The sequence below is a fragment of the Flectobacillus major DSM 103 genome, from assembly GCF_000427405.1.
Lineage (GTDB): Bacteria > Bacteroidota > Bacteroidia > Cytophagales > Spirosomataceae > Flectobacillus > Flectobacillus major.
This window is the reverse complement of sequence record NZ_KE386492.1, coordinates 26,835-40,284: the sequence shown is the minus strand read 5'-3', so window position 1 is coordinate 40,284 and position 13,450 is coordinate 26,835. Positions and strand designations below refer to the sequence as shown.

Below are 13,450 nucleotides of genomic sequence, written 5' to 3'. Positions count from 1 at the left end.
CTCACATATTGGTATTATTTTTTCATACTTTTTTTCCTTAATTCACTCAAATATTCAGGTGTGAAGCCCAAAAAAGAAGCCAAGATTTTTTGTGGAATACGTTGAATAAATTTAGGATATTTAGTACTAAACATCTGATAGAAAGCTTCTTTTGACAAAGTAAACACATATTTCACCCTCAACAAAGAAGCGGCATAAGCTCTTTGATAGATTTTATTAAAATAGCGTTCCATCTGCGGAAACTCTTTTAGCAATTCCTCCAAGCTATTTCTATCAATCTCCATTATTTCGGTAGCCTCAATAGCTTGAATACTGAATTCTGCCAATTTCTCACTATGAAATGCCGTAAGGTCGGTTATCCACCAGCCTTCAAGAGCAAATTGTATGGTTTGCTCATTCCCTTTTTCATCACAAAAAAATAGTCGTAAGCATCCTTTATTGACAAAATATAAAGACTTACAAAGTTGATTTTCTTTAAGTAAGCAAGCTTTTTTATCAAAGAATTGAGGTTTAAAGTACGTAACTATTTTTTCAATATCATCTGTTGAAATAGCAGTATGTTGAGCGATATGTTTCCCTAATTCTGACATGGGTTTGTTTTTTATTTTGTTAAAATTAACAAAATAGTAGCAGACACAACTACCAAGTATAACCATTTTGACAAACATATCTAACTGGCCATATTCACCAGAGTTACTTATAAGAATTTTGGATTGGTTTAGGGTATAAATATTTTATAAACAAGCCATTCAGGATTTTGAGAGGTATAAAGACAAAAAGAATAGAAATGGAATACTAAGACAGCGTTTTAGCTATTGCTCAGCCTTTCTTTCGTACAGTAACGATGAGATGCGTTGAACAATAGCTAAATTAAAAGTAAAATAGCTAATTCTGGGAATATGAATCCTTCTAGCAATATTTTGACTTACAGATACTTCCCTAAATTAAGTTCAGCATCGCTATTCTGTTGCAACCCCTTAGCAAATAGGTTTTTCATTCTAATAGCCGCTTCTGGTTGTGCCAAGGCTTCAAAAAAGCGAGTTTGGGTATCCATAATCTGTTCATTTTTAGGATTTACCGCTCTTTCATTGATGATTGATTTGATTTCTGCAATTACTTTTTTATCAAAAGATGAAATGCGTTGAGCCAAATTTTCTACAAAAGCATCTAATTCGTCGTCGGCAATAGCACGGTTTACCCAGCCATAAGCGGCGGCAGTTTCGGCATCGAAATCACTTCCACTCAAAATAATTTCTAATGCTTTTGCTTTGCCAGTCAGTAAATGTAATCGTTCCATTCCGCCACCACCTGGGAAGATACTAAAGCCAATTTCTGGCTGACCAAAAATCGCTTTTTCTTTACTCGCAAATCGCATATCCATTGCTTGGGCAAATTCACTTCCTAAACCTCTGGCTCGTCCTCTGATAGAGGCAATACTGACAAAAGGAGCTTGTTCAAAGCGTTTGGCAATATCTGGCCAAGATTTTGAAAGTCCTGTTTTTCCAGCACCTTTTGGGAAGCCCGTTGCTTTTAACACGTCTAAATGAGCAATAAAAAAGTCAGGATTGGCACTTTCAAAAACTACGACTTTTAGGTTTTCAGCTGCTTCAAATTCATCCATCAGTACAATCAATTCTTCTGACATTTCAGGGCCAAAAAGATTGATTGGCGAATTGTCTATAATTACTTTCCAGTAACTATCGCTTACTTTTTGTGTTGTTAAAATCATGGTATTACGTTTTTTCTTGCAAAGTAGAACGCATTGCTTTATTTTTGCAAGTAGTTACTAACATGTGAAGTAATAACAAAAAGTAAACTATTATTGATAATCATTTACTTATGTCTGAAAAAAAATGTAATTATATTGAATGTCCTATTACCAGAACTGCTGATGTCATCGGTGGTAAGTGGACTTTGCCTATTATTTTTGCCCTGATATACGAAACCAAACGTTTTAAAGAGTTGGAAAGAAGTATTGAGGGCATTAATACCCGTATGCTCGTGAAAGAACTCAAGCAATTAGAAGACAATGGTCTTGTCATTAGAAAAGTCTATGCTGAAGTTCCCCCACGAGTTGAGTACTCGTTGACAGAGAAGGGAAAAGCCTTAAAAAACGTACTTATCGAAATGCGAGAATGGGGTAACCAATACCTCTCTTTACCAACCGCATAGTTAAATTAATTGAGATTAAAACTCATTTTCCTAAATTCAACAGGCGTCATTCCTGTCTGCTTTTTGAATAATCTGGTAAAATAAGATGGACTTTCAAAACCCAATTCATAAGCTATTTCGGCAACGCCTTGCTCTGCAACTTGTAAAAGATTTTTAGCTTCTGAAATAAGCGAAATATGAATTAACTCCATGGCGGTTTTGCCCGTTTCTTGTTTCAGTAAATCACTTAAATAGCGTGGAGAAAGATACAGTTGCTCCGCCAGTTTGTTGACGGATGGTAGCCCATTTTCTTGCAATTCTCCACTTTTGAAATATGTTTTTAATAAATCTGTAAACTTCGTGGCAGTTTTGCCCGTTACCTCTGCTCTATTGATAAACTGCCTCTTGTAATACCGTTGAGCATACATGAGTACCGACGCTACATGACTCAAAATAATCTCACGACTGTACTCGTCGGTATTATTGAGATATTCGCCTTTTATTTTGTCGTGAAGTTCCCACATAATCGCTTCTTCTTTGGGCGAAAGATGCAAAGCTTCGTTTGTTTCATAGTCGAAATAACCGTATTTCTCAATACTTTGATGCAATTCATGTCCATTCAAATAATCCTCATGAACCAATAACATAAACCCTTTTTCTTCAAATTGCAGGTTTTTCATTTCGATTATTTGTCGTGGTTTTACAAATATCATTGAGCCATTGGTATGGTCGTAAGGAGTACGACCATACAGTATTACACCCGATTTTATCTTTTTAAAACCAATCATATAACAATCACTTGTAAACTCTCGGTCGCCCAATGGACAATTCGACTGGCAACCAACTACACTGAAAAGCGGGTGTTCGGGCATTGCCCAGCCATTGCTACGATGCAATTCGCTAAGGGTTTTGTAATGTTTCATGGTATTTTTGAAAGAAAATTTCTAACGCATTCATTTATACGAAATACTTTCCTTTAAGCTTTTTGGAGGAATAGATTAATATAAGCACTCACCAACGTTGGATATTGATGCTGAGGGCCATGTCCAGTTTCGTGCAAAATAAGATGCTGGATGGTAGGTGCATTTTTCAATAACGGAAACCAGTTTTCAACGGCAAAACTTATATCATTATCACCCGAAACCACAAAGACTGGTGTTTGTAGAGTTTTATAACGTTCTCTTAAATTGAGCTTGTCTTCTCTAAAAGCTATCGAACCCGCAAAGTATCGTTGTAGAATCTCCTGAGTGGCAGGTATAAGACTACGGTCTAAACGTTGGGCAATACGTTCGTGCGAAGCCTGAGCCAATTGTTTGCTTTTTTCAGAAGATGGTTCAAAGAATAATACATATTCGTCTTCTAAATCGTTGGTAGGCTTCAAGGCTTTTTCAAAAAAGATAGGCTGAATTGGAATTTCAGTATTGCCTGGAGGGTTTGTACCCACCAAAACCGTTTTCAACACTCGGTCGGGATACTGAAACATAAGACTTTGAGTAACCAAACCTCCATACGACCAACCCAATACATTAAACTGTTGAATGCCCAAATAATCAAGGAGTTGGATGATTTCTTTGGCTACATCAATGGTATTTAAAGGAAGTTCGCCTTCCGAAAGACCAATACCCGAATAGTCGAAAATCGTAACTGTATTTTGAGACGCTAATCCGTCTAAAAAAAGTGGGTCCCAAGTGTCTAAAACACCTCTAAATCTGTTCACTAAAACAAGGTGTTCACCAGTACCAAACTGACGGTATGCTCTTTTTTTACCATCAATTGTGGCAAATTGAGTTGCTGCGGTTAATGCTAAAGATTCCATTGGAATACATTTTTTATGTTAAAAATTATTGAGGGAAGGAAAATATTTAAAAAGAGTTTATTCAAAACTTACATCCTGAATATCAATTGATACCAAAACAGGGTCTAAGAAATAAGTATTATCGGCATCATTCAGAATATAGATTTTTCTTTTTGTTCCGATTTGAAAGCCTGAAAACGATTGGTAACCTTCAATAATCTGCGTAGCCGACGAACCACCCAATACTTCTGGCCAATAATCGTGACGCTTTAATAAGCCCTCGGCATTGAAGTAAAAAACTTGACGTTTGCTATGGGTAGCAAAACCATCAGGATAAATTACTTCTAATCTTCTGAACGTCTCGCCATTTTCTTCCCAAGCATCTAATTCGTTTAATTGAACGCCAGGTATCAAAAAGTTGAAAGGCGTTGTTGCGTAATTCCAAGTAGCGTAGCTTGAAAAATAAGCCAATTGAGCTTTTGTCCAAGGAGTTTCTACACCATGTCCTTTGAAAGACTCACGAGGATTGATGAGTTCTTCAATCAATTTGCCGTTTTCATCAAACAATGCTACTTTATCGGGCGTAAAACTTGAAGTATAGCCTTTTTGAAATAGATTTTCCCAAGTACTTTGTTGTTCCCCTAATGAACCTTTGAATTTTACATCAGCCATCGCATTTTCGTGTCCTTTGATAGCCCAAATAGCTCCGCCAATATTGGCGTGTAAATTTACAGATTGGTACAAAGTAGCGTCTGCTGTTCCGCTGTGTGCTTTCAAAGCTTTATTGAGTAATTCTTGTGCGTTTTTCATCTGAGTTATTTGATTTGAGAATAAGGTTATATAATAAGATGATTCTTTCGTTTTATTCACTCTAAGTGGCAACCGCATGGCAAAATCAAAGCCAAGAAGGAAGTATTCCGTTTGATTTATCTGGCAACCGCAAGGTAAAATCAAAGCCAAGAAGGAAGTATCGCGTTTGATTTATCTGGCAACCGCAAGGGTTGCCACTACATGGAATTATTTATTAGGATGATAAATAGATTAATGTCCATGTGCAGCAATACTTACCTCTTTCCAAGCTTCAATTTCTTCAAGGCGATTTTTATATACTTGATTCACAACATGGTAAGCGATTTTGCCCAGTAGTAATCTTTGTGGTGGATTTTCGCTGTTGACTACTTTCAAAATGGCTTCTACGGTAGCTGCTGGTTTTCCCCAAGTGGCTGGATTTTCGCCAGAGGCTGCAAAGGCTGCACGTACTGGTGCATAATCTTCGATACTGTCGGTAGTTTGAATAGCCGAAGCTCCTGCCCATTCTGTGGCAAAACCGTTTGGTTCAATGAGTGTAAATTTGATTCCTAAATGAGCTACTTCCGAAGCAATGGTCTCGCTAAGTCCTTCTACGGCAAATTTTGAAGCATTGTACAATCCCAACATTGGCAAAGTCGTAAGTCCCAAAAAGCTGGATACTTGAATAATATGTCCACTTTTTTGTTGACGCATAATGGGCAAAACTGCTTGTGTCACCCACAAAAGTCCAAAGAAATTAGTTTCCATTTGGTCTCTGGCTTGTTGCTCGGTCGTTTCTTCTACTGTACCGAATAAACCATAACCAGCATTGTTAATTAAAATATCAATGCCTCCAAAATGGCTAACTACTTGACTCACAGCATTGGTTACTTCTTGACGGTTGTTTACATCTAATTGTACGGGTAAAATATTATCGCCATAGGTACTTACAAGGTCGTCTAAAGCAGCGATGTTGCGGGCTGTTGCGGCTACTTTATCGCCACGTTTCAAAAATGCTTCTGCCCAAAGTTTTCCAAATCCTCTTGATGCCCCTGTGATAAAAATTGTCTTGCTCATGATGTCGTTCGTTTTTTGTTTATTTTGATATGACAAAGTTAATCAGCCCCCTTGGCGAACGACTAACCCATTTCAGCGGAAGAATAGCACAGAAATACGAAAGAGGGAGATTTGTGGTAGAATCGTTGATTTGTGCTACAAAAAAAACTGCTGCCTCAGCTTTTCAACAAACCTACATTGAGCTTTCTAACAAAGAAGTCCCGTGACCTTCGGGAGAATTTTGCAGAAACAAAATTTAAGAAAAATGACAAAAGTTGGGTTTATCAAAAATCCTTGCTTTAAATTATGATAGACTTTTCTGGATTAATACGTATAGTAACCTTTTTTATATAAGAACCTGTATCAACAATAGTTGATACAGGTTCAAAAAGGTATTAATCATATAGAATAAAACATCAACTTTTACTATTCTATATAAGCAACGGTACTTCAACTATTTATTAGAAGGCGATGTAAACTTCTTCACTTCTACCTTCCTTTGCTTTACTTTTATAATAAAATCGGTTGTCATAATTTTTCCATCAATAATTTTTACTTCTTTCGCATTCTCTGGCACTTCAAGTTCAGACGGCAACATTGATGTATCAATACTAATTTTGTATTCGCCCACAGGCATATAAAACGTATAGCGACCGTCAGAGGTTGTTCGGGTACGAAATATCTTCCCCGTTTTATCTACTGCCAACATAACAATACCAAACAAATCTATTTCTGTTTCGTAACTAAACTGACTACGGCTATAACTAAGCTGCCCTTTCAGTGTGCCTGTTATCTGCAAAGGAATGGCTATTTTTGTTTTTTTCTGAAGAATAATATTTTGTTCGGGAGCGTGCCATCCTTGCTGAAAAGGTACAGAAATAGCCATTGTACCGTCTGGTAAATTTTTATAGCTTACCTTTCCTGATTTGTCAGTAGTAAATATTTTTTTCTCAATATTCACCATAAAACCTCTGGCGATAGAATCTGTTTTGCTATAGATTCCATCTTGATTTAGGTCTTTATAGACAAATACTTCTAGCAGGTTACTTTTAACATTGGCTTTAATTATGGGAAAATGATGAATAAGCCCAAGCTCTATGATACTTCTTTGGCGATTGTTATATTGATTCCAATTGAGGTTGGTATAAATACTTGTCTTATCGCCAGCCACATATTCCATTCTTTCTGTCAAAAATTGGCTGAACCCAAAGTTAGAATGATAGGTAAACGATACTCCTGTATTTGTTTTTAGTTTTTGGGAAAACCAATTTTTCTGAATAAAAGAAGCAAAATTGAAAATATTGCTCTGACTGTTTGAACCCATAACACTATTGGGGATTTCACTCAAGTAAAAAGCACCCAACTGGACAGAACCATTCAAATTTAAAAGCCCTTTTCTATAATATAGATTTGTTCGTAAATGTAGATTTGTGGTGGAGTCGTTACTGAATGAATATGCTCCCATCTCCGAATTCATGAAAAAACTTTCGTCTTTCGCAGAAGGAAGTGAAAAATTAAACAGGGCATTCCATGCGTTGAGCAATTGTTGCCTCGCTTCACCAGTCAAAGAGTACAATGGATTACCCTTTTCGTGGGTAAACACAGGTGCAACCGAAATGGCTACTTTTTTACTTTTTAAGGATACTCCCCACTCTGCTCTTAAATTCCTTGTGGCAAACACAAATTGGTCTGGCGAAACTTGTTTTGGAGCAAAGTTCCGATAATTAAAAAGCCACCAGATATTTGCTTTGGGTAATGACCAGCTCACTCGTTCAGTCATATTCAAAGCTCCTCTTTGCTGACCAGGGTAGTAGCCTGTACTCATGTAATTAGAGCTACTAAGGTTTACTTTTCCAAAAGTTCCATTTACTTTTGCACTCACCGACACTCCATACTTCTCTATTTCATTGTTGAGCAAAGACGATACTCGTCCACCATTGAGGCCAAAGGTATAAACCACTTTTCTACTGTTGGTGTACTGCATTTCATTTCCCAAAAGCTGATTCTGAACGCCCTGTATTCGGTCATAATCTAATACAAAAAAATGATTGATTCGCCATTGCTTGTCTTGATGCTTGTAGGCAATCCAAGCAGCTCGACTACTTTCGATATTTATTTGATTGTTTTGACGACCCAATAAGTTATTTTCTTTATCGATAAATCCAACCTCCCAAGTATCCGTTTTGGAAGTACTCAGGAAACCTGTTATGCCCCGACCCGTTAAATTAAGGTCGAGTGAACGAAAAATATTGCCAACTTTTATTCCTCTTTGCTTATTGATGTACTCTAGCCAAGTGTTTTGAATCAAGATTGGAGAAGTACTATTTTGCCAACTGGTAAGGTTTAAACTATAATTCAGGCGGTCTTTTCCCAGTTCAAAACCACCATGACCTCTTACTAAATATGACTGATTGTTATTGAATAAATTTTGTGAGCCTACCTGTAAAGTATTGTCTACAAAGGCACTGCTACTTAATTCATCACGATAATTTCTGTTACTTCTGGCATTTTGTACTTGTATCTGAGCCCCGCCCAATACATCGCCATTTGAATAGACACCCGTAATATTAATATCAAAGCCTTCAATATTGAGCATACGTTTGGTGATAAGCTTTGAAAAAACAAAAGTAGTATCGGCTGATGGTTGCAGGGTCAGCTTTGTGTTTTGATGAAAGCCTTGCTCATCAACACTTAGCGGATAAGCACATACCAAAGTAATGGTTTGTACGGTATTGCCCGAGTTGAAAACCTGTACGGGAATGATAATGGTATCACGAGGGTTATCTAGCAAAATACTGGAGACTACCGTATATAGGTTTACATTGCGTTTGGGCGAAATACTGACTTCAGAAACTGCTTCAGCAAGTATATTTTTGTGTTCATCATACAGTACAAATTTGATGGCATTTGCTACACCTGCTTTGGCTTTCTTGGTTACAAAAAAAGAGACAGAAATAAAGCTACTATCATGTTTTGCAACATTGACACGCATATCATTTTTAGAAATAAGCGTCAATCCAGCATCGGCAGTAATAGCAATGCGTCCGTTCAAAGTACCTTCTGAATAGTTACTCAGTTTTAATAGTATTACAATCCGTTCTTCATTGTTGGCAAGTATTTTTGTATTGGCTGTGGTTAGTCCAAACAATTTTCCTTGCTGAGCATGAGCAACAGAACATCCCAAAATGAGTAATGCTAGTATCTTGATATATTTACTCATTTTATTATTGAGGCAGAACTACAAAAATAATATTTACACTGTACCTTCCGCTGGGTTGCATAAGGGTAGTTGTATTGGCTGATATAGCATATCGCAGGTTATATTCAACCATTTGCTGACTGGAATCTAAAGGGTTTGTTGTATTGATAAGTACTTGTTCGTTGACAGATAACTGCCTAGTATAAACCGAAATACCTGCACTTGTGGCTGTACTTTGAGTCGCTTCTATACTTATCGTATTAACAGGAATTGTAGCCGAAGATGTACTAGAGGTAAGAACATCCGTACTGGTTTTTACAATCACCTGATAGGGGGCAGAAGCCAGCACTTTCAAACCGTTGGCAATATTGACCGATTTCTCTGAACTATAATCATTTACAGTATTGAATACCATATTGACCATTTCTGCACCATTTTGCAATAACATCGTAAAGCTATTATTTGTTGTGATTTGAACCTGAAATGCAACTGGTATTGTGACTGTTGAGACGGCCTGATTATTTTGGTTATACAGCGTAAAAATAAGGCTACTGGTATAAGTGCCACTAGGAACGAGTAAATGGTTTCCACCTTGAATAACCATATCAAATTTATGTTCTGTATAATCGCTGAAAGCTGCGTTTGAATTACCGATGAGTGTTACGTCGCTTGTATTTAGCGAATAATCGGTATTGCTAACGCCTATTTCTGAGGCAGTTGGCGAACCCTGACTCACCCGATTGAAACGCAACGAAATATACTGAGGTGCCACAAAATTAGCTCCATTAGTAAAATTATCTGTAGCTCGTACTCGCAGACTCCAACCACTACAAGTGCTTGAATTAGGATTATATTGTACAGCTAGGGCATCTGTAATCGTTGCACCTGTCATTTGGCTTTCGTAGTCACTAAAACTATAAATAGCACCGGTATTCCCAGAAATGGTAATACCATCACAGTTATTTACAGTTTGACTATAACAGAACAATCCCTTCGCACAAAGCAATATCACGAGCAAGGTGCAATACAATAATCTATACATTGGTTACTGGTTTTACCGCTCGCTATCTTACAAATTCAAGTTCGGCTATTTTCAATTCATCTTTATTCCCGTAGTTGACGATGGCTGTAGCCATATATTTCCCTTTGGCTAGTTTTGCGGGTAAGGGTTGTTTTAAGATACGGTTGTCGCCTGGCAACGAATAAAAGTTTAAATCTTCAAGCTTTTGTTTTTCGCCTGTTTGTGTATTCAGTAACTCCCAATTTACTTTACCTTCCACCCAAACTTTACTTTTATTTTGAAAAGCTAATTCCAAACGACCAGCACTGGCTTTGGTGCTGTCTGCCACATCCTTAAAATCGGTAATATCAATGTCTCGTTCTTCTTGTTGACTAAATGAATGATACAATTTTATGCCTATACGCATACTTACTTTCATCATTGTACCACTAGGAGTTTTGCTATCGACAGGGGTCAATTGGGTAAAATACAGCATCGCCGTATGAACAGGAATATCATTATTGACATTTTTTGGCACATTGAGCATAATGCTGACTTCTTTTTTTTCTTTTGCTTGTAAAGTAAAAAAAGCCCCTGGCAAAATCTGAATCCAATCTGCACAAGTAGTTGGTTGTGTACCCGGATTAAAGCTAAGATTATCACCATTAGCATTATAAGCCCAATCGTTGATAGCAATACCAACATCCATGGCTTTATCACTTGGATTAGTTACCGTTACTTTTTGCGTACCTGTGCCCCCAACCCCAACTTTATAGTATATTCTGCTAGGGCCAACCATGATACCATCTTGGGCAAAAAGCGGGATATTGGATAACAGCAGAATTACAACAACTGTAAAAATGTATTTTCTGATTTTCATAGAAACTGTCATAACAAGGTAATCTCAACAATACTTTATAATAAGATTACCCCTAAAATATCAACAGTACTCAATAGAAATAACTTTCTACTGAGTACTGCTGATTGATTACTTGTATAAAGAGTATTTAAAATTTATAGCGATAATGAATTAAGGTGCTGCAATCGTAAATACAACAGGAATAATATTCGTACCTGCTGTTTTATCAAACACCTTACTACCTCCATAAAGGTGATAATCAATATCGAATAGTGCTTCTGCACTTTGTTCCATGCTACTGAAGGTACTTCCACTAGCCAAGATAAAATTTCTTTCTGTACCATCAATAGATGTACCTGACCTATCTGTCACGTTATCTGTTCTACCTCTAGAATTATTACTTGGAATAGCAGCTAAAACTATTAAGTGCTCTTCTAGTTCTGACGGATTAGTCGAAACAGTTCCTAATTTAACGGTTACTTTGTAAGCCTTTGTACTTATTACTGTCAGATAATCAGTAAGTGTACCATCTTTACCTCTTACATAAGCATCTATGTCATTATAAGTAACATTGGTTGTAGTACTACCATTGATTCTCAATGACATTACATCTTCTAAGACAACGTTAAATGTACTGGTAGCTGTAGACTGAGCTGAAGATTGGTTTGTTGTGAATAGGCCTAATGCTAAGGCCGCTGTAATAAATAGTTTTTTCATACTTTTAATTTAATAAGTTTTCAACTAGTTCGATGTGTAATATACGACGGCCAAGTTATTGCATTTATCAATGCTTTACAAGTTTTGTATAGATATTTTTTTTAGCCCTATAATCAAAAATAATAGGTTCAATTTCTTGGTAAAGTCTCATTTAATAAAAAAATACTCAAATCAGGTATCGCTAAACTCAAAAATCTATAAATATCTAATGCTTGAATCTAAATTGTCAAAAACCTATTAGCCTTCATTCTCAAACTGATAATACAGTAGGAAATGAAGGCTAATACTAAAGCAAAGTATCACTATGCAATTGATTCAATCGCAGGAAAGTCTACAGGAATTTTCGTATTGGCATATACATAATTAGTAAATGTTCTTAAAGTGATTAATCCGATAAGCTCAATAAGGGCTTTTTCGTCGTAACCTACCTCAAAAAATTGCTCCAAAGCTTCTTCACTGGCGTTTCCTTTGTTGTTGGCAATAGATGCTGCTAAAGAAATAATAGCACTTAGTTTTGAGTCGCTTACTGTACCTTTTCTAATGGCAAGGGTATCTTCTTTGCTAAAACCTTTCAACTGAGCCAACATCGTATGTGCTGACAAACAGTAATCACAATTGTTCACTTGCGAAACTATCAGGTTGATAGCTTCTTTTTCTTTTCCCGTAAAAGAGGAATCCTGAGAAAGTGTAGCTTCAAAATCAAGCATTCCTTTAAGGGCTTGACCCGAATACCCGATGGTGGCGTATAAATTGGGAACTTTGCCCATTTTTTTCTGTACCTGTGCTAAAATTGATTGAGATAAGGTACTTAATGCCTCATTAGCAGGAACTTGAATCGTTTTCATATTAGTTTAATTTAAAAATTTTGACTGTGATGATGAAGTGTAATCTTTGATAAATACTTACCCGTGAGCTTCTACCGAAACATCATTCCACTCTTTCCAAGTTTGAAGTTTCTCGGCATACACTCTTTGGGTTTTCTGATAACCTACTTTTCCTAGGAAAAGGCGTAATGGAGGATTTTGGCTGTCAATTAATTTTAAAATAGCAGGAACTGTGGCTTCTGGTTTGCCGTAATCTTCTGGTAATAAGCCTTCGGTAGTCGCTAATCCTGCTTTTACTTCATTATAAGCTTCGATAGCCTTACTCTGAACTGCCGAACTTCCACCAAAGTCAGTTGCATAGCCGTTTGGTTCTATCAAGGTTACATGAATACCCAAACCTTTTACTTCACTTGCCAAAGATTCTGTTAAGCCTTCTACCGCAAATTTTGTGGCGTTATAAATACCCAAAGTTGGCAATGTCCAAATACCTAATACGCTTGAAAGCTGAATGATATGTCCGTGTCCTTGTTCTCTGAAAATGGGCAAAGCCGCCTGAGTAACCCAAAGAGTACCAAAGACATTGGTATTAAAAACATCCTTCACATCGTCTTCTGCTACTTCTTCGATTGCTCCAAATACGCCATAGCCCGCATTGTTAATGACTACATCGAGTCCGCCGAAATGCGTTTTAGCTTTATATACTGCTTCGATGCTGGCGTTTCTGTCTGTAATATCTAATGCAATCGGTAAAAATTGTTCTCCGTATTGCTCTACCAAATATTGTAATCCGCTGATATTGCGTGAAGTTGCAGCTACTTTGTCGCCACGTTTCAAAAATGCTTCTGTCCAAAGTTTTCCAAATCCTCTTGATGCTCCTGTAATGAAAATTGTCTTGCTCATGATGTCGTTTATTTTTTGTTTATTTTGATATGACAAAGTTACTTCAGCCCCTTGCCGAACGACTAACCCATTTCAGCGGAAGAATAGCACAGAAATACGAAAGAGGGAAGTTTGTGGTAGAACCGTTGATTTGTGCTACAAAAAAAACTGATATCTGAGC

Annotated in this window: 15 protein-coding genes; 3 read left to right on the top strand and 12 right to left on the bottom strand. The window is 37.0% G+C overall.

What is annotated here, in order from left to right; genetic code table 11:
- Positions 1–14 precede the first annotated feature (14 nt).
- Positions 15–590, bottom strand: coding sequence for a Crp/Fnr family transcriptional regulator (locus FLEMA_RS0166020; RefSeq protein ID WP_026998082.1), 576 nt, complete (start codon positions 588–590; stop codon positions 15–17).
- 335 nt (positions 591–925) lie between these two features.
- Positions 926–1,729 carry an enoyl-CoA hydratase/isomerase family protein gene (locus FLEMA_RS0166015; RefSeq protein WP_026998081.1) on the bottom strand — a complete coding sequence of 268 codons (804 nt, stop codon included), beginning with the start codon at positions 1,727–1,729 and terminating at the stop codon, positions 926–928.
- A gap of 110 nt (positions 1,730–1,839) precedes the next feature.
- On the opposite strand from FLEMA_RS0166015, the gene FLEMA_RS0166010 reads away from it, so the two are divergent.
- On the top strand, positions 1,840–2,172 hold the full coding sequence (locus tag FLEMA_RS0166010; protein ID WP_026998080.1) for a winged helix-turn-helix transcriptional regulator: 333 nt from the start codon (positions 1,840–1,842) through the stop codon (positions 2,170–2,172).
- 5 nt (positions 2,173–2,177) lie between these two features.
- Here the strand turns inward: FLEMA_RS0166010 and FLEMA_RS0166005 are convergent, their stop codons facing one another.
- From FLEMA_RS0166005 to FLEMA_RS0165990, 4 genes are all read right to left on the bottom strand, one after another.
- Complete coding sequence (locus FLEMA_RS0166005) at positions 2,178–3,074, bottom strand: helix-turn-helix domain-containing protein (RefSeq protein WP_026998079.1); 897 nt, start codon at positions 3,072–3,074, stop codon at positions 2,178–2,180.
- A 53-nt stretch (positions 3,075–3,127) separates the two neighbouring features.
- Positions 3,128–3,967, bottom strand: a complete 840-nt coding sequence (locus FLEMA_RS0166000; RefSeq protein ID WP_026998078.1) for an alpha/beta fold hydrolase — start codon at positions 3,965–3,967, stop codon at positions 3,128–3,130.
- A 57-nt stretch (positions 3,968–4,024) separates the two neighbouring features.
- The gene (locus FLEMA_RS0165995) at positions 4,025–4,756 is read right to left on the bottom strand and encodes a hypothetical protein (protein ID WP_052354451.1); all 732 of its coding nucleotides are present in this window, start codon (positions 4,754–4,756) and stop codon (positions 4,025–4,027) included.
- A gap of 231 nt (positions 4,757–4,987) precedes the next feature.
- On the bottom strand, positions 4,988–5,812 hold the full coding sequence (locus FLEMA_RS0165990; RefSeq protein WP_026998076.1) for an oxidoreductase: 825 nt from the start codon (positions 5,810–5,812) through the stop codon (positions 4,988–4,990).
- A gap of 29 nt (positions 5,813–5,841) precedes the next feature.
- Between FLEMA_RS0165990 and FLEMA_RS77020 the strand changes: the two genes are divergently transcribed.
- The gene (locus FLEMA_RS77020) at positions 5,842–6,018 is read left to right on the top strand and encodes a hypothetical protein (RefSeq protein WP_159102747.1); all 177 of its coding nucleotides are present in this window, start codon (positions 5,842–5,844) and stop codon (positions 6,016–6,018) included.
- A gap of 227 nt (positions 6,019–6,245) precedes the next feature.
- Here FLEMA_RS77020 and FLEMA_RS0165985 read toward each other — a convergent pair whose 3' ends face one another.
- From FLEMA_RS0165985 to FLEMA_RS0165960, 6 genes are all read right to left on the bottom strand, one after another.
- On the bottom strand, positions 6,246–9,011 hold the full coding sequence (locus FLEMA_RS0165985; protein ID WP_026998075.1) for a hypothetical protein: 2,766 nt from the start codon (positions 9,009–9,011) through the stop codon (positions 6,246–6,248).
- Positions 9,012–9,015: 4 nt separating this feature from the next.
- Positions 9,016–10,032 carry a hypothetical protein gene (locus FLEMA_RS0165980; RefSeq protein ID WP_026998074.1) on the bottom strand — a complete coding sequence of 339 codons (1,017 nt, stop codon included), beginning with the start codon at positions 10,030–10,032 and terminating at the stop codon, positions 9,016–9,018.
- 22 nt (positions 10,033–10,054) lie between these two features.
- Positions 10,055–10,882 (bottom strand): fimbrial biogenesis chaperone, encoded by an 828-nt coding sequence (locus FLEMA_RS0165975; protein ID WP_144080208.1) that lies wholly within the window; start codon positions 10,880–10,882, stop codon positions 10,055–10,057.
- 138 nt (positions 10,883–11,020) lie between these two features.
- Complete coding sequence (locus FLEMA_RS0165970) at positions 11,021–11,566, bottom strand: hypothetical protein (RefSeq protein WP_026998072.1); 546 nt, start codon at positions 11,564–11,566, stop codon at positions 11,021–11,023.
- A 302-nt stretch (positions 11,567–11,868) separates the two neighbouring features.
- On the bottom strand, positions 11,869–12,411 hold the full coding sequence (locus FLEMA_RS0165965) for a carboxymuconolactone decarboxylase family protein (RefSeq protein ID WP_026998071.1): 543 nt from the start codon (positions 12,409–12,411) through the stop codon (positions 11,869–11,871).
- Between the two features lie 57 nt (positions 12,412–12,468).
- Positions 12,469–13,290 (bottom strand): SDR family NAD(P)-dependent oxidoreductase, encoded by an 822-nt coding sequence (locus FLEMA_RS0165960; RefSeq protein WP_026998070.1) that lies wholly within the window; start codon positions 13,288–13,290, stop codon positions 12,469–12,471.
- 29 nt (positions 13,291–13,319) lie between these two features.
- Here FLEMA_RS0165960 and FLEMA_RS77310 point away from each other — a divergent pair, with 29 nt between their 5' ends.
- The gene (locus FLEMA_RS77310) at positions 13,320–13,448 is read left to right on the top strand and encodes a hypothetical protein (protein WP_262486539.1); all 129 of its coding nucleotides are present in this window, start codon (positions 13,320–13,322) and stop codon (positions 13,446–13,448) included.
- Positions 13,449–13,450: the final 2 nt, after the last annotated feature.